We start from the raw sequence: 23,572 nt of genomic DNA on the forward strand, positions 1-23,572 counted from the left end.
GCACCCCCATGGAATTTGGCGCTATTTAGTGCCCCCGCCCAACTGTGCAGGTCCGTTTGCTGGCCAGACAGCCGGAGCTTCTGATTCGCTCTGAGTTCCGATAATCGGGGATTACCAACGTTCATCAACCCCGCATAAACGAGCGCTGCCCAATTGCTCTCGACCCGTGCTTTGCTCAATATCTGCGGCAAGACGCCCTCCGGGCTCCCAGTCATCCACAGCCCCGATAGGCAGCGGTCCCGTGCGGTTCCAGTCCCCAAAGTATTGACGGTTTGCCGATCGCGGCCCGACGGGGCTTTGATGTCTGCATGAGCTCAAAGTCTCGGGAATACATGTTCGGTGCCACAGTAAGGCATTTGGCCCAGCGCGCGAGAGAGGCAAGGCAGGAGGCGGATTCTGTGGCCTGTCAGGCGTGGAACGCCCGCATGCTCGCCTTCCAGGGACCGGCCCAACCGTCCCCCGCCCTCGGCGATGCCCTGAATGCTGGCTATCGCTATCTCGAGGTGAAGTGCCTCGGCTGCGACACGCATCAGACAGTCGCCCTGGATATCGTCCGTCGGCCGAAGTGGACGCCGATCCACGAGCTCGAGCGCTACATGCGGTGCAAGGAATGCTCGTGCCGGAACGGCCATCCGTTCAAGCGCAGCCACCTGGTGGCGTTGCGGACCACCAGGATCTCCACCATGAACCCGCCTTCGACCTGGTGGCCGGGAGAGCGATAACTTAGCCGCGGCCGGCGCTAGTCCGCGCTGGGGCCTCGAACGCCGGGTTCAGTTATGGCCTCGGTGGTGTCGTGGGCGTGTATGGCAACATTTGCGGCCAGCGCCTGGGTATGCGCCCGCAGGGATAAGCCCCCATTAGTCCCGGCTCTTCAAAGGAACCAGCGGGCATTGTCGGCATTACCGACCGGCGGGCCCAGCTGCATCGATATCGCAGGTCTCCGACGGTGCCTAGGCTACGACCAACTTCTCCGAAGGCCAGAACGCGTCCAACGGTGCCGCGCGAGAGAAGGCCCGTAGGTGCTACCGCCATCCAAGAGCATCAGCAATCGCCCCCGACGCTTCGTGCAGCACAATACGTGCGGATGTCGTCCGATCCTCAAAAATACTCGATCGAAATTCAGATAGCCGCCATCGCCGTCTACGCAGCCCGCCGAGGCATGGAGATCGTCCGCACCTATTCTGACCCCGGGCGCAGCGGCCTCACCATCTCCCGTAGGAAGGGGTTGCAGGAGCTCATTGATGACGTCGACAGTGGACGGTCGGACTTTGATTGTGTCCTCGTTTTCGACATCAGCCGTTGGGGACGCTTTCAAGACACTGACGAAAGCGCCTTCTATGAGTTCATCTGCAGACGGGCGGGCATATCGGTTCACTATTGCTCTGAAGAATTCGAGAACGATGGCAGCCTGTCGGCGGTGATACTCAAGAACTTGAAACGCGCAGGAGCCGCTGGCTTCAGCCGCGATCTGTCGCGAAACGTATTTATGGGCCAGTCGAATATCGTCGACCGAGGATATTGGCGGGGCGGAGCGGCGCCATTCGCGCTGCGTCGGATGCTCGTCGACGCAAACGGCAAACGTAAGGGAGTGCTACAGCGCGGCGAGCAGAAGAACTTGAAATCAGAACGGGTCGCTCTCGTCCGAGGGCCTACCTCGGAAGTCAAGATTGTCCGTCGCATCTTCTCATCGTTCGTAATTCAGAAGAAAAATAGGACGCGAATTGCGGAGGAACTCAACGCTGAAGGCCAACCAAGTCCTGGCGGGAAACGATGGACCGCGCTGACTATCAGCAACCTCCTCGCAAACGAGCTTTATTTGGGTCATATCGTTTTCAATCGCAGCTCAATGAAGCTAGCCGGACGACGTGTCGTCAACCCGCCTGAAATGTGGATACGCCACGACAACGCCTTCGAAGGTATCATCGATCCCAGTCTTTTCGCGCGGACACGAAAGCGGCTCGCTGAAGTCGCAAACAACAAGAAGGAAACAGATCAGCAGTTGCTCGATAGTCTAGCGGCGGTCCTGCGACGAAAGGGCCGACTATCAGTTCACATCATCCAGGCGGCAAAGGGCGTGCGTCACCCTTCTGTATACACAAAACGATTTGGGTCGCTCATGAGGGCCTATGAGCTTGTCGGCTACAGGCCCGGCAATCGGTACCGCTTCATGGAGATCGCGGTCGAAATTGATCGCACGATCTGCTCGGTGGTTGACGATATCATCATCAATCTCAGGGGACGTGGCGTGAACGCCTCGTTCTTGCACGAACTGTACCTTGTTACGATTTCTGGAGGACTGACTGTATCGGTAGCGGTGGCGCGCGCTGTTTCGGACGGTGACACCAGGTCTCGCCGATGGGAGGTACGGAAGCTCAAGTACCAAAAGGCCGAACTTACGCTTTTGATTCGGATGGACAGTGGAAATACCCGCATTCGCGACTATTTCCTACTCCCCACCGCCGCCCTTCCGTTGACGAAGGATAGAAAGAAGCTCCGCGTGTCGGATCGTCTCTTCAGCCGAATGCGGCTCGACAGCCTTGAGGCCGTTATGGCCGCTCTTTACGGCAGGCTGCGTGCGTCGCGAGAAGAAAGCAGCAGGATCAACGCCCTCCCCCTGCCAACCTCCTTCCGCAAGCTCTCCGTAAATTAGTTAGGATTCTCTCTTGCGCCGTCGGGCAACTCAGTGGTCCAATGGTTTCATCCCGAAATTGGACCAATTGAAACGCCCGCCGCTCACTCGCGCGGGTGAGCGAGGCTGCGCACATGTCAGATGGATTGAAGAATATTAGCCTGATCGAGGTGGTGAAACGCAACGGAGACTTTCGGAAGAACTATGGACTAGCGATCGGTGCCTTCCTGTTTCTTCGCTCACTGAGCGCGGCCCGTGGTCGGACAGTCTTTTGGAACGCCCTGGTTGCGATGGCGACTGCGGGTCTCGCGACAGCTTTGCAAAAGTATGGCTGGCACCCTCCCTTCTAACCCGCCAAACTCGGCAGATAGAAAGTTGAGCATGAACGAACCTGGCAATGTGTAATCTCTATTCGATCACCACAAACCAAGCCGCAATCCTGAACCTGTTCCGGGTCGTCAATCGCTACGTCGGCAACCTCGCGCCTATGCCAGGCGTCTTCCCCGACTCCCCTGCTCCAGTGATCCGCAATGCCGGCGACGAGCGCGAGATGGTACTAATGCGATGGGGCATGCCCCCTCCGCCGCGCACGGGCGGCCCGCCCGTTACCAACATCCGCAACACGTCATCGCCGCACTGGCGCGGCTGGCTGAAGCCTGAGAACCGCTGCCTCGTGCCGTTCAACAGCTTCGCCGAGTACGCGCCGGAACCAAACCCGGAGACCAAGAAAAAGGACGTGGTGTGGTTCGCGCTGAGCGATGACCGGCCGCTCACCTCGTTCGCGGGCATCTGGACCGAGTTCAAGGGCGACCGAGGTACCAAGTCAAAGCCAATCCCTGGGCCGCACCCCGTCTATGGCTTCCTGACGACGACGCCGAACGCAGTTGTCGAGCCGATTCACCCAAAGGCTATGCCCGTGATCTTGACGAGCGACAAGGAGCGCGACGTCTGGCTGCGCGCGCCATGGGACGAGGCGAAGGTGTTGCAACGGCCGCTGTCCGACGACGCGCTGAAGATTGTGATGCGCGGGGCAGACAAGGAAGACAAGGTAGCGGCTTGAACCAGAGCCCTCGCTCCGAGGCTCACCGGACGATCCGGTACGCGTTCACCAGGTTCCGCATCGTCCCCAGCTCCCGGTTCGGCTGGCGCCGGTTGAGCGCTTGAATATTGCCGAACCGGGAGAACATGACCGCGAACACCTATCATCTTGTCTGTTTCCAGCCCCGCCAAGCGGATAACCTCAAGTTGTGTACTTGACATAAAAGTTGCAAATTGGGATAGTTCCCTTTTAAGGCACACGCTGCTGCACTGCAGAGAGCGTTGCTGCCGGCTGGGGCATTTATGTCGGACAATACTGAACAGCAAAGCGCGCGTACGCGCCGTATCGACTTGTTCAAGAAGATTGAAGCTGAGCGCGGTGGAAGGCTTCTAATCTCGTATATTACGTCAACTCGGCCCGGCTTCGAGATTCAGATGGCCGACGACATTTTGGTTTACCTGCACGAACGCTTGGAAGCAGGTAAGGCAAAAGCCAAAAAGGGCATCGACCTTTTCATTCACAGTAATGGTGGGTCTGGCACGGTCCCATGGAGAATCGTCAATCTAATTCGCGAGTACACCAAGGATTTTTCAGTACTGGTCCCGCACCACGCGTTCAGTGCGGCAACGCTGACCGCACTCGGCGCCGATCGCGTTATCATGCACCGTATGGGGTGTCTCGGCCCGATCGATCCCAGCGTCACGAACTACTTCAATCCCCCCAATCCTCACAACCCTTCTCAGCTTATACCGATCAGCGTGGAGGACGTTTCGGCCTACATAACGCTGATTAAGGACGACATCGGAATTCGACACGAAGACGAACTCGTGGAGGCCGTCAAAGCTCTCACCGACAAAATTCATCCTCTTGCGCTCGGGAATGTTCAGAGATCGCACAATCAATCTCGCATGATCGCTACTAAACTACTTCGCAAGCACGTGCCGGTCGAGAGCGAACACGAGATTGAGCAGCTGATCGAAAACCTAAAGTCCAATCTCTTTTTTCATGGTCATCCAATCAATCGCGAAGAGGCTCGCGTTGATCTGAAGATCAAAGCCGAAAATGCGCCCCCGAAACTCGAAGATTTGATGTGGAGCCTATTTCTGGAGTACTCAAATGAACTGAAGCTGACTGTCCCACTCAACCCAAATCACGAGTGGGAAGTTGGACAGCCTCCTACGATGCCCGGCGCTCCTCAGCCTCTGACGACTTCGGAAATCATGCAGCAGTTGCAACAACTGGCCCAGTCTGGAGTTGGCATAGGAACGCCGGGACTCACAACGCAGCAGATTGTGGATATAGCCGCAGCGATGGTCCCTCACATTTCTGTTCTTCCGCCGACGAAGAAAGTGAGAGTGTCCAACTTGAAGGGCGCGTACCTCGAAGCAATTGACAAGGCTAACGTTTTTTTTAACCGATTTGACGTATGAGCGCGATAAAGCTAATACCGCAACAGGTTTGCAGGATGTTTTGAAACAGGAGGTTGTATGGCAGCGCTGGGAATCCGAAGCCTGATCGGCCCGAAGGAAAATCCGCTGTCGCCAGCGCAAACCCCTGCGGCTCCTTTGGCGGCGCCCAATCAGCCTCTCGCGTCGTCCATATATTCCGGCGATGCATCGGCGGCACACATCAGCCCAATTATGCCGTTCGGCTTTATTACCGAAACCACTATTTCTTTTTCCTTGCCCCGCTAAAGAATTCTCCGCGACTCACACGGAAAAAAGACGTACTCGATCATCACGTGAGATCAGGGAAGCTCGTTATCGCGATTGTTTGAGGCTGGGCGGCGCGCCCGCGCCCCGCCTGCCCGGACCACTGCTACGGTCTTGCCGCTCCAGAGGCGACTTCGATGCCAGTGTGGGGCGCCGCTGGCCCGCCCTCCTCGCGCGCAGGTTAACGTGACCTCGACCGCGTCGTGCCTAGAGACTTTTTCATTGCTGATCCGAGGCGCTTCTCAACTCGATTCCGGCTATTGCCGACCTTCTTGACCGCCTTCTTCACAGAGGCGGCAGACTTCTCGGTCTTCTTCGCCTCATGGCTCACCTCGTAGTCCTGCCCACCAACGACACGTGCCCCATCCTGCTTGCGACCCCGCGCCGTCTGCTTCTTCGCCATCTTGGCCTCCCTGTTAGTGAAAGCCAACGCAGGTTAGGATCGCCAGTTCCAATTGCGGACCTCGATCGACGGAACGATTGCGACCATGCCCGTTTGAATCAGCTCATTGTTTGTGGAGTTACGTTGTGGCGTTTCAGCGGAGGAAGCCCGAGGCGATCGGAGCGAAGGCGCTCTTCCCCGGCTTCATTGCGCCCGCGCTGGCGTCGCCGATTGACAGGGTGCCGAGCGGCACCCGCTGGACCCACGAGATCAAGTTTGATGGTTATCGCGTCCAGACCCATCTCGCGAACGAAACTGTGACCATCTTCACCCGCCGCGGCCACGACTGGACCAAGCGCTTCAAGAAAGTAGCCGATGATGCCTGGCACATCTCTGCCGCATCGGCGATCATCGATGGCGAGATCGTGGTGCAGGCTGGCGACGGCACCACCGATTTCTCAGTACTGCAGAACGAGCTGCGCGGCCACTCGACCAAGATAGTGCTGGTGGCCTTCGATCTGCTCTATCTCAACGGTCGGGATCTCCGGAAGCTGCCGCTGAAGGAACGCAAGGCCGTGCTGAAGAAGCTCATTGCTGGCACCAACATCCAGTTCAGCGAAAGCTTCGAGGTCGACGGCCCCAAGATGTTCGCCCACGCCTGCAAGCTCGGATATGAGGGCGTCGTGTCGAAGGTCGCCGACAGCCCCTATCCGACCGGCACCCGCAGCCGCGACTGGGTGAAGAAGACCTGCGCCCAGCGCGAGACGCTAACCATTGCGGGCTTCGCACTCGACGGCAACGACTGGGATGGCATCTATGTCGGCCGGCGCGAGGGTGGCGAGCTGATCTATGCCGGCAAGGTCGACCACGGCTTTGACAAAGCCTCGGCCGCCGACCTTCGCAAACGCCTGACGCCCCTGATCCGAAAGACGCAGCCCTATTCCAAGCGCATCAGGCACAAGGGAATTTGGGTTGAGCCGAAGATCCTTGCCGAGATCGAGTACCGCGCGAAATCAGCCGAGGGCAAGGTACGGCATCCCTTCTTCCGTGGCGTCCGGGAGGACTTATGAGTGAGCCAGCATGCATCCTTTGCGATGACACCCACTGGGTCTGCGAAAACCACCCGGACCAGCCTTGGACCGGACCGCATGCCTGCCGGTGCGGCGGCGCTGGCGCGCCCTGCCCGAAGTGCAACGAGCCAATCCGGACGATGAATCTCCGCGGCTGATAGGCCCTTCGCGCTGAGTTGCGATAACTAGGCATTACCGTCGGCCGCGGTTTGCTGTCAGTAGGTACGACCGTCGTCCTTCACCCATTCGCCCTCTTGACTCAGTAAGCACGCTGCCTGCTAGGAAAGTCTTTAACAGGCCCCAAATCAACTTTAGGGCGAACTTTCGCAAACCAAAGGTAGCCCGTTCCCTCTAATGCAATTCGTCGCTAACGGCCCAGATATTCCCGATGCCCTTTTGCAGGCGCACGACGAAGGTCGCGTGGTGTTCTTCTGCGGCGCCGGCATTTCTTACCCCGCCGGCCTGCCGGGCTTTGCAGGCTTGGTGGATGAGATCTACCGGCTTGCCGGCACATCGCGCTTGGACATTGAACAGGATGCCTACGACCGCGGTCAATTCGATACGACGCTGGATCTTCTGGAACACCGCATCCCGGGCCAGCGCATCGCTGTTCGTCAGAAGGTGGCTGAAGCATTGAAGCCAAAGTGGCGTCGTCGGGGCGCCACTGATACGCATGAGGCCCTACTAGAGCTTGCTCGCTGTCGGCAAGGCCCTCTTCGCCTGGTCACGACCAACTTCGACCGCATTTTTGAGCGCGTTGGAAAACGACCTGGCAAGGCCTTCCAATCTTATGGGGCACCAATGCTACCCATCCCGAAGAACAGTCGTTGGGATGGTCTGGTCTATCTGCATGGTTTGCTGCCCGAAAAACCGAACGACAGTGTGCTGCATCGACTGGTGTTGACCAGCGGAGACTTCGGCCTCGCTTACCTGACTGAACGCTGGGCGGCGCGCTTCGTCAGCGAGCTCTTCCGCAACTACCTGGTTTGCTTCGTCGGTTACAGCATCAACGACCCAGTCATGCGCTACATGATGGATGCGTTGGCTGCCGATCGAATGCAGGGCGAGTTTACGCTGCAAGCTTATGCGCTGGGCGAATGCAAGCCGGGACAAGACCACGCCAAAACGATCGAATGGACCGCCAAGGGCGTTACCCCTATCCTCTACCAAGTGCCGGCTGGTGGCCACGATCATTCGGCGTTACATGACACGCTGAAGGCTTGGGCTAGAACGTATCGAGATGGCATCCTGGGCAGGGAGCGCATCGTCATCGACTACGCCCTGGCACGGCCGTCCGGCAGCAGCCGGCAGGATGATTTCGTGGGTCGGATGCTTTGGGCGCTATCCCACGAGTCCGGTATGCCAGCAAAGCGCTTCGCGGACTTCAACCCGGCCCCCGCTCTTGACTGGCTGGAGGCGCTCTCCGACACACGCTATCTCCATAGCGACCTGAATCGCTTCGGCGTTCAGCCGCTCGCCGACGTCGATGAAAAACTGCAGTTCAGTCTGATCCGACGGCCAGCAGGTTATCGGCATGCGCCGTGGATGGCGCTGGTATCGCACGCCGCCAGCGGAAGCGATTGGGACCACGTGATGTTCCAGTTGGCCCGCTGGCTGATGCGGCACCTAAATGATCCAGCACTGATCATCTGGTTGGCCGAGCGCGGCGCGCAATTGCACGATCGTTGGGCATGGCTGATCGAACGTCAGTTGGATCTATTTGCGCGCTTGGCACGGGAAGAGAAAATAACCGAACTGGACGAAATCCGCGCCAACGCACCCAATGCCATTCCTGGGCCGCTGATGCAAACACTATGGCGCCTGCTGCTCACCGGGCGGGTTAAGTCGCCGTCACGTGGGGTAGAGTTATATCGATGGAAGGATCGGCTGAAGCGCGAAGGCTTTACCGCTTCGCTACGGTTAGAACTTCGCGAGCTGCTCACGCCCAAATTGACTTTGAAAAAGCCAATTCGTTGGGGCCTAGAGGAGGAAAGCACTAGCGAGCCCGCGCGAGTCCGACAACTCGTGGACTGGGAACTGGTGCTGACCGCCGATCAAGTGCACTCTTCAATCCGCGATCTGCCTGAAGGTAGCTGGCGCGCGGCGTTGCCGGGGCTGCTGGACGATTTTCAGCTATTGTTGCGTGACGCAATGGACCTGCTGCGTGAGCTAGGCGCGGCAGACGATCGTAGCGATCGCTCGTCCTGGGATATGCCATCGATCAGCGCTCACCGACAAAACAGAGGTTTCCGCGACTGGGTGACACTGATCGAGCTACTACGTGACGCTTGGCTTGCAACCCTGGCAAGCGCCCCCGAGCGCGCGAAGCTGATCGCATTGAGTTGGTTTGAGATACCCTACCCAACGTTCAAGCGACTAGCGCTATTTGCAGCTAGCCAGGCGGATTGTATCGATCCCGCGCGATGGGTCCGGTGGCTCGTGCAGGACGACGCATGGTGGCTATGGTCGGTAGAGACGAAGCGCGAAACCATGCGTTTGCTGGTGCTGCAAGGAGCGAAACTTTCGCCGTCAGGCCGAGCATCTCTAGAAGCGGCGATTTTGGCTGGTCCGCCACGACACATGTATAGGGAAGAGCTCGAACTCGACGATTGGAAATCGCTGGCGAATGATGCAATTTGGCTCCGCCTCGCTAAACTACGCGAGAGTGGCGGCCAGCTCGGGGACGATGCTTCTAGCCACTTCGACATCCTGGCTGCGGAGGAGCCCAGAAGGCGGTTGGCTAGTAACGAAAGGGATGAATTTTCACATTGGATGAGTGGTACCGGCGACCCGGACTACGAGTCTAATCGACAGGTCAACATCGCACCACGCAAAAGGGCGGAACTGGTCGAATGGCTAAAGCAGCCCCCGCCTGAATCGCAGTCGTTTTACTATGAAGACACATGGCTAGAGATCTGTCGTACTCGCTTCTTCCACAGTCTCTCGGCCTTGTGCGACTTGGCGCAAGAAGCAATTTGGCCCGCAAGTCGCTGGCGAGACGCCCTGCAAGCCTGGAGTGACGAAAGCCGAATTCTCCGGTCGTGGCGCTATGCGGCACCCCTAGTCCGGAACATGCCCGATGCTGTCATGTTGGTAAGCGCGCACAGCCTCACTTGGTGGATGGAAGCCGTTTCTAAGGTGATCGACCGTCATGAGGCAATCCTGCTAGATCTCTGCACGCGTGTGCTGGCATTGCCTCTTGGTCCAAGCAGCGGCATCCGTGAAAACGACGAACCGATCAAAGCCCCCGTGACCGAGGCCATCAATCATCCGATCGGCCACGTCGCTCAGGCGCTTCTGAATCTTTGGTTTAAACGGGCACCGAACGACAATGACTCCTTGCCGGAGAATATCGAGCCGTTCTTTACACAAATTTCCGATGTCGGGATCGCGAGATTCCGCCACGGACGGGTGTTGCTTGCGTCACGATTAATTGCCCTGTTCCGGGTTGATCGCCCGTGGACCGAAAAACACCTGCTACCGTTGTTCGACTGGGAAGCCGACTCAAATGAGGCTAGATCGGCATGGGAAGGATTTCTTTGGTCCCCCAGACTGTATCGTCCACTCCTGACGGCATTCAAATCTCAGTTCCTTTCCACAGCGGATCACTATGAAGAGCTCGGCGAACACGGTCAGCAATTCGCAGCATTCCTCACATACGCCGCCCTCGATCCCGCAGAAGGCTACACATTGACGGACTTCAGGACCGCTGTCGGCGCACTTCCGCAACAAGGGCTGCAAGAAGTTGCGCGAGCGCTCTCGCAGGCCCTCGAGGGTGCCGGCGAACAACGAGAGGACTATTGGAAGAACCGAATTCGACCGTTCTGGCAAGAGATTTGGCCAAAGTCTCGAGAGCTAACATCGAGCAGCGTTGCCGAACATTTAGCGCTCATGAGCATCGCCGCTGGTGGCGAATTTCCTTCGGCCTTTGCTGCGATCGCCGACTGGCTGCGGCCGATCGAGCACCCTCACTACGTTGTACACCAAATGCACGAGGCTGGATTGAGCAGCCGATACGCGGAAACTGCGTTGCGGTTGCTCGATGCTATTCTGATCGATCAGCTGTGGGCGCCAACAGAACTCGGGCAATGCCTAGACGCAATCTCAAGAGCGATGCCGAGCTTGAAGACAGATCGTCGGTACCAACGCTTAGCTGAGTATGGCCGTCGGCATGGGGTCTGATGTGGATCCTGCCTCCTTTCGATAATTGGACGTTATCGATCGTAAGCACTGAAGCTGACGAGCATAGGCATTCTGTTGCCGCTCGCTCTTGTAGCCAGTGCGGAACGTCCATCCTCCGCATTATGTTGATTTCGCTGCGTTCTTTGGTGGTGAGCTAGAAAGCCACGGTGAGAAGCCACGGTTGCGCTCACGTGTAATGGCCCACTCCCCGTTTTGCCGCCAGCGAGCTAAGCGTCGTACCGACCGAAACGCGAGGAAGCCTTGGTCAGGCTGCAACTGCTTCGGATTCGGTGATCCGTTGGAATTCGAACAGCAGCTCCTGGAAGTGCTTTGCGAGGTAGCCAACCACGCGCCCGTTGCGCAAAAGCTTGGACACGAAGCCGACAGCCAGCACAAGATCCAGATGATCGGCACCATAGGTCTGCTCTGCAACCTTAAATTCGCGGGCCAGTGATGCAGATTCCCGCTCCATCAGTGCGAGCTGCTCGTCCGACAAACCCTTCGGCTGGCGCGGCGTGTAGCCGGCCGCCAGCTGGTTCCGGGGCGTCGCGGCAACTAGTGAGCGCACATAGCTGTTGGAAAAATTGTTCATCGCGATCATCAATTCGGCCGCCTCGATCTGGCGGATCGGAGCGAGCTTCCGCAGTTCCGAAAACGAATGGAGCGTGAGGTGCTTCTCCTTTAGAAGCTCGACCGCCTCAGTGCAGATGCCATCCAAGAGTTTGCGGCGCCGGCGGATACTGGCGACGTCGACATTGAGCGCTTTAGCGATACGCGCCTCGGAAACGCCGTTTTCGATCGCTTTCAGGATCATCCGGTGCTCCTGGATGATCGCAATCCGGTTGACACGCTTGTTGTAGGTGAAGGCTTCGTCCTCGGTCGACACCAGGCATTCAATCTCTGAAAACCCGCGATCCCGTAACACCTCAAGCCGCAGATGGCCGTCGAGCAGCAGGAATTTGCCGCTATTCTCGCGGCTGCGCGCCACTGCCGGAGGCTCGACAAGCCCGATCTCCGAGATGGAGGCCGCGATCTGGCAATATTTTGCCGAGCGCTTCACTTCCTCTGTTACGAGCTTTAACGGCTGGATATCCGCGAGCCGGACTAAAAGGGTCCGTTCTTCGAAACCCATGCGAACCGAGATGTGCGGACGGCGTGCCATAGGTTACCCTTGGTCATCCAGACGAAGCGCGAGATTCTTCGGCAAAGTATCGAGCTTCTCGGTCTGCAGGAGCTCCAGAAAGTCCGGTTCAGTCAGGAGTTTTCGTAAGGCTTCCAAGATGAAAACCAGCCGTGCTTTGGTGCTGTTTGACTTCCGGATCAGGATTCGCTTGCGATCGACGTCCTGCCGATAGGTGCGCAGCAGGGCATTGGAGCTGAGCGGGGTGCCGTCGGGACGGCGTGGACCGGCTCTGTATCCCTTGCCGCGGCGGCGCCGCTGTTCGATCAGTTTCTTGGCGGCCAATAGGCGCTGCCCGCGTAGTAATTTCTCTTCATAAGCTTGTTGTAAGACGTCCTGGACGTCACTGTCTTGCGCCTGCGCTATTACGACGGCGACGCTAACCGGCATTTGCCCTGCCTCGACTGCGCGCAAGAGCCGGTGCTCGCCGCCTTCAAGCAGGCTGTTCACACCCTTGACGTACTCGACCGTGAGGCCGGTCTTGCGGGCGATGTCGTCGAACTCATAACCCCGCTGGCGCAGACCTTCGATATCATGCAAAAGGTCGATCGAGCGATGTTGGCGGCGAGCACAATTCTCGACCAGGCTCATGATCGCGCTGTCTTCGTTGGTAGCGTCGACGATCACAGCAGGTATCTCGCGCTGCCCGAGCGCCTGGTAAGCCTCAAGTCGTCCCTGACCGCAGACAAGCTCATAGCGCGGCTCGCCGTTACCCAACTTGTGCTTCACTGTGATCGGCCGCTTCAGTCCGAGCTCGGCGACGCTGGTAACAATCTCTTTGAAGATGCGGCGGTTTCGCACCCGCGGGTTAACAACATCGATGGCGCCAATTGGAATAATCTCAATGGATTGACCCGACCCCATGGCTGACCTCCATCAATTGGGAGCGTGCGGCAAGCTCAAACAGCATATCGAGCGTGTCGAAACGGTAGGCATCGAGTGCAACCCCATTGTCTTCGGCAAGAGCAACGCGGTCGCCCGTCATCTCAAAGCGCGGAAGCAGATAATAGTCTAGGATGGCGCTGTTCATCTGGTTCATGCGGATTGCGACCGTAATATCGGGACACAAGCCTGCGTCGAAACGGACTTTCCAACGATGAGAACCAGCCGTCGTCTCCTGCGACCGAACCACGCAGAGCGACGTTGTGAATTCATCGTTTACCGTTAAGAGATCTGTCTCTGTGTTCTGACAAACCGAGCCGCCGATTTCCTCGATACCGTGGATCGTTGCTGTGATCAGGTCCGGATACATTCGGCGCAGCGCGCGATTGATCTCGATGTAACGATAGTCTCGATCGGGCGTGAATCCGATCAGCTCATAGGCGCGGACTAGGCTGCCGAAACGAGTACGGTATGCGCTGCTTGACGGGCCGAATTCCAACTCATCGATGATCATTCCCGAAAGGAAACCGTGCTGCTCCAACAGGCCACGCAGGACGTCCAGTAGCTCCTCATCGGAGTATCGCTTACAACGTTCGGAGATAATCACCTGGGCTGCCCTGAAGGTTTCTTCTCCAACAATTGGTTCAAATGCCTGATCGTGTCTTATCCAACGTTCGGGAGGATTGTAGATTCGACGTCCTTTGAGCTTGCACGAGCATCTATTCCAGACATTGTTTCCGATGTACTTCTCGTTGATCAGAATCTGGTGGACGGTCGCCCGTGTCCATGAGCGATTAAGATCGGTGGAGATGCCCTTGCAATTGAGGTTTTCGGCGATCTCCGTTTCGTTCTTGCCTTGCCTAACGAAGGCATCGTAGACGAAACGGATAGTTTCGATCTCTTCCTCCGGACCCGGGATCAACACAATCCGGTCGGTTTGAATGCTCTTGTATTCGCCTCGCACAAGTTCGGCTTTGGCGAGGCCACTTTGATCGATTAACTGCCGTCGCAATCCATAGCCGGCGGGCCCGCCCTGCCGGTATCCTAGTTCGATCAGGCGGCGCTGCCCCGCGAAGACCTTGACCGACAGTTCGCGACTATATTCGCCCGCCATCGCACGCTTGACGCCCTTGACGATAGTCGAGACCGGGCTGCCGTCATTCTCGAATTGTTCAGCGCAGTAACGAACCGATATGCCCGCCCGCTTGCAGATATATTCGTAATAGGCGCTCTCATCGGCATCTTGAAACCGCCCCCATCGGCTGACGTCGTAGACTAGAATGGTCGAAAACTTCGCTGCAGCAGTTTGCACGTCTTCTATGAGCTGTTTGAGCGCATCGCGACTATCAAAATTGAGACCACTTTTGCCGCTGTCTTCATAAGTCTTGTCAATCCGGAACCCATGACGCGCTGCATATTCGCGGATTGCTTGGGACTGGTTCGCTGTTGAGTATTGTTGATGATCTGTCGACATCCGCACATACTCTGCGGCGGACGTCAGGCCGTGATTTGACGGCATCTCAAAGTTTTTATCGGAGGCCACCGGCAACATTGCTGCCCCACTAACGTCAAGAATGCATGATGCGGTGAGCCAAACTATAACGTAGCTCGGGGGGAAACATGTTTCCAAAAACGGGCAAGAAATTTCCGGGAGAGGAAGGCGCTACATTTTCGACCTACGCGACCGTGATCGCGGATATCCTCAAGTCAGAGCTTGGAAGCAGTCATCAAGCGCATAAGACCTTGATGCGGTGGACGGGAGCCAATGAAAGGACAGCCAAGAATTGGCTTTCGGGATCAAACGGGCCGAGCGGTGAGCACCTGCTGCAGCTCATGCGCAATTCGGATCGCGTTTTCGAGTTTGTCTTGAAACTATCGCATCGACCTGCGGTGCTCTCCAATCAAAAGCTTGCCGAAATATGCAGCAGCCTCCGGATCACGGCTGACTTGCTCTCGGAAGTTATCGAGCCGAAAGACGGTTACGCCCAAAAGAGCGCTAGACAAAAGGATTCGGAAGTTGGCCGCTGTAAAACGCGCCATACTTTTGCTTCTGGTGGACGCCCCCGGTAGCGGTGCGGACTCTGTATTTTGGTAGGCTTCTGGTCCGGCGGGACCAACGCTGCGGCGGTCCTCACGTCGGGTATCAGTCGTATTTCAGAGAGTGGTCGGTCGCCTCACCGCCGTCTGTGATGCATGTGGACCGTGACAGAGGTCATCCAATCAGACGGTGCAGATTCAGTTCCTACGTTGCTAACCGTCGGGTCTCCTTTATTGAAGATCGCGCATTGCGAACCCGTCTGATGGCATTTGCCCCAGGTCGTCCCGATGGAATTACCGGGCAAACTCGCATTGCAAAGGGGCCGGATATCGCGCGCCTTCAGAACTCCTGGATGGAAAATTCCCATCGACATGTGATCGCTATGATTTCAGTCGGCGCCAAAGTTGAACCGCGACCAGATCGATCACGTCTTTCGTCTCAGGAGCCCGATCGTCCGATGCCAATTTAGGACTATTTAAAGCGGAGCGTTAGCCGCTACTATCCCTGAAGCCAGCAATGTGCCGTAGACGGCTAGTTTTCAGCTTTGGGAGGCGATCTTTCATTTCTTCTTTTTTCTAGAAGAGCCGCAGACCTTCTATGGGCACGTGGACAGCATCGAAGAGATGGGCGGCGGCCGGATCGCCGTCCAGCTGGATGCTGTAGCTTCCGAATTTTTCGACCGTGATGGCCATCAATCGTCATCTGAAGAAGGGCTCGGGTTTCTGCGCGTCGTTTCCACTCTGCCGACTCTGCAAGATATGATGAACGACGGAGATCCACCCGCCGTAGGTGACTGGCTGGAACTGCGCGTCACTCCAGACACGAAGCAAACGGGACCCTGGGTTTGGTTGCTTCAATTGCGTGACAACCGCTTTGTTGGAGGCCGTTCCATGGGCCGGCCGGCCAGGGGAAAGATCATTTGGCTCAGGCGACTAGCGCCCGCTTCGCAGCCAATGTCTCCCTATCCGATCGGTGCGTCGGTACCAGCACTCCGGGCGAAAGGCAGCGCCCTCAGATCCCGGTATTCGCTATTGAGTATTGTGCCCCCGGTGCCCCCGGCGCTCATCAATGCTTGTCTCCGCCGCTGGAGTCGGGTTTGGGGGTTAAGCCAATCGTTCGCCCTCGATGTAGGACAGGCAAGCTTCAACATTATTTGCCCAAGGCCGATAGAGCCCGGACCGATGCTCTACTTCGATGTTGGGCAACCAATATGGTTTCATTTGCACAATGTCCCTGCCGGGTTTTCTCCGCCAGATTCCAATGGCGGTTTTGTCGTCCTGTCTCATTGGGACACGGATCACTATGCCTATGGTCGACAAAATGAGAGCTTCCACAAGAAGCACTGGTTCGCTCCCGCACAAACCTCGGTCGGTCCCAATGCTCATACGTTTGCAATGCAACTGCATAGTCTGAGACGGCTGCATCTCGTCGCGCCGGGCAAGAGCTCACGCAATCGCCGCGGTGCACGCATTATTCGCTGCACCGGCAATTCGGTGAATGGTAGCGGGTTGGCGCTGCACTTGCGTGCGGTCGGGCGAGATATTCTTTTTACAGGTGACGCCGAATACCATGAGATCCCTTCGATGCAAGGAATCCGGTTGAGCGGCTTGCAACTTCCGCATCATGGTGGAAAGTTATCTGGGGTAGCCGCCATTCCGTCCGCACTTGCGGCTCCGGCGCGCGCTATCATTTCCTGCGGACGCCCCAATCGCTACGGGCATCCCAGCGTGGTCACCATCTCAAGCCACATGAAGGCGAACTGGAAAGTCGAGGTTACGGCCGCCATGCCTGGCATTCCTCGAGGTGATCGGCGACTGTAAGATTCATCCAAGTAGATCACCAAGATATTTCGATCGTGAATAACCACGGTGTTATGCTTTAGCGCACTGCACCCGTAGGTCTTCTGACACCAGTGCCTCTTGGATAGCCGTCGTGAGGATGAACGTCTCCTAACGATCCGCGAACGCTCCAAGCAGATCCGGCTCGTCCGTACTTTGGCGCTTCTTCACACCATGCCCTGCGCTGTCACTGGTCAGCCCTGCCAGGAGGTGGTTCATCATCCTAAAGGATTAGGCTGGGTTGCGGCGTAGGCCAGAAGGCACCAGACGAGACAGCAATACCGCTCATTAAGCACATCCACGACGAATCCCACCGGAGCGGCGTCAAAAGCTGGGAAGCCAGATACGGCGCCCACCAAGACCTCCTGGGGAAGATACGCAACCGGACTTGAGGTTCTGCCACCAGAGCGGGTACAAGTACTGCCGGCTTATTTAAGGGGCATCACCTTGAAACTCGTCAGTTTTTCCGTCGAAAACTTCCGATCCATTGCCAATAGCGGTGAGATTCCAGTCGAGCAGTTGACCGCCTTAGTTGGTCGCAACGAGAGCGGAAAATCCAATATTCTGCTTGCGCTTGAGGAAGCGAACCCAGACGGAGGTCGGAAGGATGTTGACCCGGTAAAGAACTTTCCTCGTGGTCGGCATCTCAACGAGTGTACGCCCGAGACCGTGATTGCTCGCACCACTTGGGACCTTGCTCCTGACGAGACACAAGAGATCGAGGAGATCGTCGGTCAGAGGATCACCAAGATCACGGTTACTAGGGCCTATGGCGCGGCTAACAACCGAGTCGGTCTGGAGGGCCTTACGGCCCCAACGCTCGACGCCAAAAAAGTAACGGCGCACTGGCGCCGCGCAGCTCCTGCGATAGAAGCCTCAGTCTCTGCGATTGCGGAAGCTCACGTGCAGGCCGCGAAGACTGCGTTCCAAAAGCTTTCGGAAGCCATCGCATCTAACCAAAACTTCCCCAAAGCCTGGGCAAAGGATGTTGTTCAGGAGTCGAAAGCATTCAGGGCCGCGGTCGGCGCCGCTGGTGCCATGCTTCCGGAACAGCCAGACGAATTGCTCGCCAACATCGAAGAGCTGGCGACAGAACTGGCAACCTTCCAAGAGCGCGCCGGGAAGGCCAGAACTCACGCTTTAAGCCTCCTGCCGAAATTTATTTACATCGCCGATTTCCCCGAGCTGAGTGGACACCAGAATCTCGGGGAATATCTGAAGCGACGAGAGGATGGCGTTGTTCCTACCGAGGCCGAGCGCAATTTCAAAAAGCTCGCGAAAGTAGCGGGTTTTGACATCCAAGAAATCCATAGCCTGCAGAAGGATCACGAGCGCCGTCAGACTTTGCTGAGCAGGGCCAGCGCACTCATTACGCAGGAAATGCGGCGGCTGTGGAAGGACCGTAAGATAACCGTCCGGCTTGCGCCCGATGGTCCCCACATCGACATTCTCATCTATGATGAAAACGCCGAATACCCGGTTGAAGTAAATCTCGATGAGCGTAGCCGCGGATTCCGATGGTTCTTCTCCTTCTACATCGCGTTTTCCGCTGATACTCAGGGCGGATCGGCCGAGGATGCGATTTTGCTTCTCGATGAACCCGGCCTATACCTACACGCTCGCTCTCAGGAGGATCTGCTGCAGCACTTCCGCGACGACTACAGTAATCAAATCATCTACACGACGCATTCTCCTTTCATGATCCCTCCGTCCGATATTGAAATCGTTCGCACGGTCAAAATATCAGACAAGGGCACGGAGGTGACGAAGGACCCAAGCGGCGACACACGTACCCTTTTCCCACTGCAGGCGGCCTTGGGTTACAACCTCTCGCAGACCCTGTTTGTCGGTTCCGCAAATCTGGTTGTAGAAGGGGTGACCGACTTCTGGATTCTTTCATCGGTCAACGACTACCTCGCTGATACAGGCAAAGAACACCTGGTCGAGAAGATGGTTCTCACCCCGGCCGGCGGCGCCGGTAAGGTCAGCTATATGACCTCCCTGCTCGCTTCTCAGGACCTTGATGTGATCGTCTTGCTGGATGACGATAAAGCGGGCCGTGACCAGCGCGACGAGTTGGTGAAATCCAAGCTTCTTCGCGACGGCTCCATCGTATTTACCGGTGCGGCCTTCGCAACCGCTCCGTCAGAATCCGACATCGAAGACGTGATTGACCCGACCACCTACACCGACCTGGTCAACAAGACCTACTCCAAGGAGCTGAAGGGGAAGACGCTCAATCTCAATCCGGGCATTCCGCGCATCGTGAAACGGTATGAGCAAGCATTTGAAGCGCTCGGCATGGAGTTCTTCAAAACTCGACCAGCGCGAGAATTCATGACACAGATGGGTAAGGATCCATCGAAGGTGCTCAATGCGTCGACCATTGAGGGGTTTGAGCGACTGATAAAAGAAGTCAATGCACGCTATGGGAAACACAAAGCAAGTGGACGAGGTGCATTCGACTAAATCCCGCCCTACGGCACTTCGCCCCTCCGGCCCGGACGGATAGTGTCATGGTCGAGATGAAGATTAACGCGCGACTCTTCCCGAGCCTCGATCATCTCCCTCGCCTGCTTCAACTGCTCAATCGCGGCCTCAAGAGCGGAGCGCATGACATCTCCGGAAATCTTGCGCGGATGATTGGATCGCCACGTCCAGAAGACTTCATGAATTCGTCGAAAACGGTGGTGGTTGGTGAATCACCATACCATATTCCGAGCACAAGTCGGTTTTCAGCCAAGGTGCATGATGGTACGGCGCGAAGAGTTCAGCCTGTTCGGATGGTCGATGCAGATCCCCCTCTGCGACGACCTATGGATGGGGATGCAGGCACGGAATATAGCCATAGTAGACCTCACCATTATCCGACCTATTGAGGCTGAAATCCTTGAGCTGTGGTGTAAGACCGAGCGAACCCCGCCAGAAATCATGGGGCTGTCAGGCATTAGCCAGATGTGGCTCTTCTCGCTCTACGAGTTTTTCAGAACCTGGAGGCAGAAGGCCAAACACATCATTAAGGTCGCGGACGAGTATCAGACCGTTCAGCCCCGGAAGCGGGAGAAGTTTCTCAAAGGTGTCCTGGATGTCGCCGAAAGTAAACACAAGTTCGTTCAAGAGGTGCCGCGGTTCTACGTGGGGCAGCTTCAGAAAATTCCCAACGAGGATTTCGTGAAGGGCGTCAAGGACTATCTTGCCGACACGGAAGAGCTCTTCACCCACGTCTCACACGCGAGAATGATGCTGGCGAAGCACGAAATCATGGGGGCTCAGGGTTTCATGGCAGAGGCGCCAGGCTATGGCAGGCTCAACACCTTCACCGGCTCGATGTATTGGCAGTACGCCCTGAAGGACCAGACCGTTGACGTTCTCGACCGGCGCAGCGTGGCGAACGCCTTTCTAGGCGTAGACGAGTCTGAAGAGAACTCGTCTGAGCCAGTCGAAGATGCCCCCCCAGAGAAGGGCTCCGAACAGGAAAGCTCAGCGCCTTCTTTTTGAGCGTACCGGCCTATTCCTTGAAGAACTTGATTTTGTCGCCGAGCGGGCTTCACGGCTGCGCTCCGGATTCAATCAACCTGTTTGGACCTCGCGCTGATGGCCTGGGCATCAGCGGCGAGCTGTAGGGTTCTGAGAAGCGGCAGGTTTGATGGCACTGCCCCGCTCGCTGGGGACCTACCGGCCAGACCATGAAAAATCTCGTGAATGAGTTCGCGGGTGTGCAAGAGCCGACCACCGCCAAGGTGCGTTACGCCCTTGTTCGGAAATTGAAGGATCGCCACGGAATCGAGTTTGGCAGGATCTACAGTCAGCCCAACAAAGACTTGTTTGATATACTTCCGACCGCGCTCGAACTTGTCGCTGAAACGCTTCTCTCGCTTTTCCTTCGAGTCCGCGTCAAGCGAACATTCGACATGAACGAGGTGATTGCGGCCCATATGAATACCGACGACATCGAGCTCCCCGTCATGGCCCCCTTCGGCCGCCGTCCCACGAGGACGGAACTGCGAACGAAGTACCCGTTGTACTGAAGCCACTCCGAAACCAATTGCTCTAGATGATTCATGCCTCAAGCAAGTTCGACAGCTTTTACAAACCCATTCGCTAAAGTTTCAGCCATGCAGTTTCCGGCACGGGTGTAGCGGGACTCGTGGAGATCCTCGCAGTGATTAAACCCAGGATTGCCACGCCGTCGAACGGAACCATTGCCGGAGTGGATGACGACCAACTCTCCAACATGCTTCGCATTAGGCAATCCTCAGGCGATACGCCGTGGTCGGGACCGTGGCTTTCCCAGACCATATCTTAGAAACCTGAATTGTTTCAGCACGGTTGACAGGACACCCCTGATTTTCTGGTCGGCACAATTGCCCGACCGCACAACCAGTTCGTGTCGAGATAGTCCGCACACCTCTCGCTAAACATCCTGTTGTCCCGCCCCGTCGAGCCTTCCTAGCCGGGCCTGCCTACGATCCGCGGCACCATTCCCTCCCACGTCGCGCCGCTCAACACCAAATGATCCATCACACCCAAAGGGGATCCGCGAACGAAAGGATCTCGAGGACTACAGAAGCATAAAACGGCCCCGGCCTGCCGCGAAGCATTGCAGTTCACTTTGAGCTCTGCCTACCAAGCTACGGAACGTGCCCTCCGACCTCAACTTCTATAAGGGGAGTTTGAACCCACGCAACGCGTGCTTTAAATCAGACGACGGGCGGACATCCCCTCCTCTACACGACGTTGATATTATTGCGGTTCACGATAGTTAGCTGAAAAGCTACGGTTCAAATCTACAGTATCAGCAGTACGCGATGTGTCGAGCAGCCTAGATTGAGGTTTACTCTCCGTTTCAGAGTTGGCGTACGCGGCGAAACTGGAGCTGACGGATCGCGCCTGCAGTGGCGGAAAGGTTCGTCACGCGGAAGACGTATGTCAGCCCGTTCAAATGCGCGCGTTTATTGCTTGCTGAAGTCATTCGGCAGCAGATCTCCATACCGTACGTCATGCTGCACATATCAGGCTCAGCCAGGACCTGCCCCGGATGGTCCACCACGGTAGGAGTTTTTTTGAGAAGCGTAGCCTTGATGTAAGCGATCTGCTCATCCGTGAAAGCCGTGGGCGCCCCGCCTTGCGCTTCTTCGACCAGGGCAGCCTTCTTAGCCATCTCAACCTGCAGTATGATCGAGCTTTTGAGGGTTGAGAATCATGGGACAGGCGAAGCGCCGGAATGCGGAAGTCCAAAAATGGCTTGAGGCCCTGTCCCCCGAGGAAAAGAAGATCGCCGACGCGGCGCGACGCTTGATAACGAACTTTATTGACCCGTCTGAAGCAACCGGGATGTGCTACCGGCTCACTTACTTTCTCCACCTCTACCTTCTGGAAAAGGGCATCAAGACGATACCTGTGATTGGGTACGTAAACGACGGAACCGACGACGTGTTCATGTCCCATGCCTGGCTCGAATACGAGGGCAAAAAGACCGATCTGACCCTAGCGAGACCCGAACGTCCTCACTTGAACCCGCCGGGCGACATTCTCATTCAGGATTTTCCGTTTCGATGTATTGGAAAATACACCTACCACCTGTCCAAAACGCCTGCGGCCGTCGCCGTCGAGAACGCCTGGTTGGAAGAACCGCAAGGTGCCAGCATCGTCAGGCAGAAGGCAGTCGAGCACGAAGCCATGAAGAAGCGCGCCGAGAATGCCGCAGAGATGCGGTCATTCTTGGACGCTGCGCCGGACGGAATAACCTACGATCGGTTCAAATCAATCATCGCCCAGCCATGAAAACACGCGAAGACCTGCGGCCGACACAGAAGCCGCTTGTAATAGATATCCTGAAGTCCCTGGACATGGATGTCAGCAAGTGGGCCGATATGAAAGGTGGCGCGGCGCGCGCGGCGTCAAACCCGAAGTATTGCTACAACTGGTCGTTCCGGCAGCCCGGCGAATTCTTCGTGGTCTGCCTCTGGTACAATGGCCTCAAGCAGAAAGGCTCCCAGCTCTTCTTTGAGGTCAACCGGGCTGGCAAAAGAGCCCATCGTACCGAGCCAGGTTCGAGCACGTGGAACAAACGTTCCGACGATTTCGACCAGAGTCTTTGGTTGGCCTACAGCCACCAGCTTCCGCTAAGGGTTATAGTCGTTGAAGGCGATGGCGGGAGCGTCCGGGCAAGGCTGCTCGACGACGCATTTTGGGCGGTTACCGAGTACGATATTGCCACTTCAAAATGCACGATCGTCCGTGGCGCGGAGCCCGTCCCGGTCAGTATTAACGCGGATGATATCGAGCTGGCGGGATTTGAAGGACAGGAGCGCAAGCGTTTCGTTCAGCATCGCCGTCGTGAAGACTCGATGCGGCGTCACAAGATCGAAGACGCACTGGCAAGAACTGGTAAGCTGGTTTGCGAAGTGCCAAAATGCGGATTTGATTTTGAGAAGCGCTACGGGGCTGTTGGAAAGGGTTATGCCCAGGTCCATCATCTTGTCCCGCTGCACAAAGCTCCGAAAACCGGCCGAAAGGTCACTCTTAACGACCTCGCCATCGTTTGCGCGAACTGCCACGCGATGATTCACGCATACGGCGAATGTCGACCGCTCAAAGGGTTGATTTCGTGAGGACTG

At 56.8% G+C, this 23,572-nt stretch carries 19 protein-coding genes; 14 read left to right on the top strand and 5 right to left on the bottom strand.

What is annotated here, in order from left to right; all coding sequences use genetic code 11:
- The first annotated feature begins 308 nt into the window (after nucleotides 1–308).
- From ACVW17_RS27305 to ACVW17_RS27325, 5 genes are all read left to right on the top strand, one after another.
- A complete protein-coding gene (locus tag ACVW17_RS27305) occupies nucleotides 309–722 on the top strand; it encodes a hypothetical protein (protein ID WP_456798065.1) in 414 nt (137 codons plus the stop codon).
- Nucleotides 723–1,078: 356 nt separating this feature from the next.
- On the top strand, nucleotides 1,079–2,650 hold the full coding sequence (locus tag ACVW17_RS27310) for a recombinase family protein (protein WP_456798066.1): 1,572 nt from the start codon (nucleotides 1,079–1,081) through the stop codon (nucleotides 2,648–2,650).
- A gap of 376 nt (nucleotides 2,651–3,026) precedes the next feature.
- Entirely contained in the window at nucleotides 3,027–3,689 is a 663-nt protein-coding gene (locus ACVW17_RS27315) for an SOS response-associated peptidase (RefSeq protein ID WP_456798067.1), read from the top strand.
- Between the two features lie 413 nt (nucleotides 3,690–4,102).
- Nucleotides 4,103–5,098: an SDH family Clp fold serine proteinase gene (locus ACVW17_RS27320; protein WP_456798068.1), complete on the top strand. Its 996-nt coding sequence runs from the start codon at nucleotides 4,103–4,105 to the stop codon at nucleotides 5,096–5,098.
- Nucleotides 5,099–5,155: 57 nt separating this feature from the next.
- Nucleotides 5,156–5,362: a hypothetical protein gene (locus ACVW17_RS27325; RefSeq protein ID WP_456798069.1), complete on the top strand. Its 207-nt coding sequence runs from the start codon at nucleotides 5,156–5,158 to the stop codon at nucleotides 5,360–5,362.
- A gap of 199 nt (nucleotides 5,363–5,561) precedes the next feature.
- Here the strand turns inward: ACVW17_RS27325 and ACVW17_RS27330 are convergent, their stop codons facing one another.
- A complete protein-coding gene (locus ACVW17_RS27330) occupies nucleotides 5,562–5,783 on the bottom strand; it encodes a DUF3606 domain-containing protein (RefSeq protein WP_456798070.1) in 222 nt (73 codons plus the stop codon).
- 125 nt (nucleotides 5,784–5,908) lie between these two features.
- Here ACVW17_RS27330 and ligD point away from each other — a divergent pair, with 125 nt between their 5' ends.
- Both ligD and dsr1 read left to right on the top strand, forming a co-directional pair.
- Nucleotides 5,909–6,832: a non-homologous end-joining DNA ligase gene (gene ligD, locus ACVW17_RS27335; RefSeq protein ID WP_456798071.1), complete on the top strand. Its 924-nt coding sequence runs from the start codon at nucleotides 5,909–5,911 to the stop codon at nucleotides 6,830–6,832.
- 354 nt (nucleotides 6,833–7,186) lie between these two features.
- Nucleotides 7,187–11,014 (top strand): anti-phage defense-associated sirtuin Dsr1, encoded by a 3,828-nt coding sequence (dsr1, locus tag ACVW17_RS27340; RefSeq protein ID WP_456798072.1) that lies wholly within the window; start codon nucleotides 7,187–7,189, stop codon nucleotides 11,012–11,014.
- Nucleotides 11,015–11,279: 265 nt separating this feature from the next.
- Here the strand turns inward: dsr1 and ACVW17_RS27345 are convergent, their stop codons facing one another.
- The 3 genes from ACVW17_RS27345 to ACVW17_RS27355 are packed head-to-tail and all read right to left on the bottom strand — an operon-like array spanning nucleotide 11,280 to nucleotide 14,628.
- Nucleotides 11,280–12,176, bottom strand: coding sequence for a plasmid partitioning protein RepB C-terminal domain-containing protein (locus ACVW17_RS27345; protein WP_456798073.1), 897 nt, complete (start codon nucleotides 12,174–12,176; stop codon nucleotides 11,280–11,282).
- A gap of 3 nt (nucleotides 12,177–12,179) precedes the next feature.
- The gene (locus tag ACVW17_RS27350; protein ID WP_456798074.1) at nucleotides 12,180–13,058 is read right to left on the bottom strand and encodes a ParB/RepB/Spo0J family partition protein; all 879 of its coding nucleotides are present in this window, start codon (nucleotides 13,056–13,058) and stop codon (nucleotides 12,180–12,182) included.
- Entirely contained in the window at nucleotides 13,036–14,628 is a 1,593-nt protein-coding gene (locus tag ACVW17_RS27355) for a recombinase family protein (RefSeq protein ID WP_456798075.1), read from the bottom strand. Before ACVW17_RS27355 ends, ACVW17_RS27350 begins: the two co-directional genes overlap by 23 nt.
- A 68-nt stretch (nucleotides 14,629–14,696) precedes the next feature.
- Between ACVW17_RS27355 and ACVW17_RS27360 the strand changes: the two genes are divergently transcribed.
- The 5 genes from ACVW17_RS27360 (at nucleotide 14,697) to ACVW17_RS27380 (ending at nucleotide 20,980) form a co-directional block, all read left to right on the top strand.
- Entirely contained in the window at nucleotides 14,697–15,146 is a 450-nt protein-coding gene (locus tag ACVW17_RS27360; RefSeq protein WP_456798076.1) for a hypothetical protein, read from the top strand.
- Nucleotides 15,147–16,295: 1,149 nt separating this feature from the next.
- Nucleotides 16,296–16,934, top strand: coding sequence for a hypothetical protein (locus ACVW17_RS27365; protein ID WP_456798077.1), 639 nt, complete (start codon nucleotides 16,296–16,298; stop codon nucleotides 16,932–16,934).
- A gap of 465 nt (nucleotides 16,935–17,399) precedes the next feature.
- Nucleotides 17,400–19,421: an AAA family ATPase gene (locus ACVW17_RS27370; protein ID WP_456798078.1), complete on the top strand. Its 2,022-nt coding sequence runs from the start codon at nucleotides 17,400–17,402 to the stop codon at nucleotides 19,419–19,421.
- 321 nt (nucleotides 19,422–19,742) lie between these two features.
- Nucleotides 19,743–20,450 carry a hypothetical protein gene (locus tag ACVW17_RS27375; RefSeq protein ID WP_456798079.1) on the top strand — a complete coding sequence of 236 codons (708 nt, stop codon included), beginning with the start codon at nucleotides 19,743–19,745 and terminating at the stop codon, nucleotides 20,448–20,450.
- Nucleotides 20,451–20,638: 188 nt separating this feature from the next.
- Entirely contained in the window at nucleotides 20,639–20,980 is a 342-nt protein-coding gene (locus tag ACVW17_RS27380; protein ID WP_456798080.1) for a hypothetical protein, read from the top strand.
- 818 nt (nucleotides 20,981–21,798) lie between these two features.
- Here the strand turns inward: ACVW17_RS27380 and ACVW17_RS27385 are convergent.
- A complete protein-coding gene (locus ACVW17_RS27385; RefSeq protein WP_456798081.1) occupies nucleotides 21,799–22,113 on the bottom strand; it encodes a hypothetical protein in 315 nt (104 codons plus the stop codon).
- A 41-nt stretch (nucleotides 22,114–22,154) separates the two neighbouring features.
- Between ACVW17_RS27385 and ACVW17_RS27390 the strand changes: the two genes are divergently transcribed.
- Together ACVW17_RS27390 and ACVW17_RS27395 are read left to right on the top strand one after the other, a co-directional pair.
- Nucleotides 22,155–22,736 (top strand): hypothetical protein, encoded by a 582-nt coding sequence (locus ACVW17_RS27390; RefSeq protein WP_456798082.1) that lies wholly within the window; start codon nucleotides 22,155–22,157, stop codon nucleotides 22,734–22,736.
- A 65-nt stretch (nucleotides 22,737–22,801) separates the two neighbouring features.
- Complete coding sequence (locus ACVW17_RS27395; protein WP_456798083.1) at nucleotides 22,802–23,566, top strand: HNH endonuclease; 765 nt, start codon at nucleotides 22,802–22,804, stop codon at nucleotides 23,564–23,566.
- Nucleotides 23,567–23,572: the final 6 nt, after the last annotated feature.

This window comes from Bradyrhizobium sp. USDA 4473, assembly GCF_054063335.1.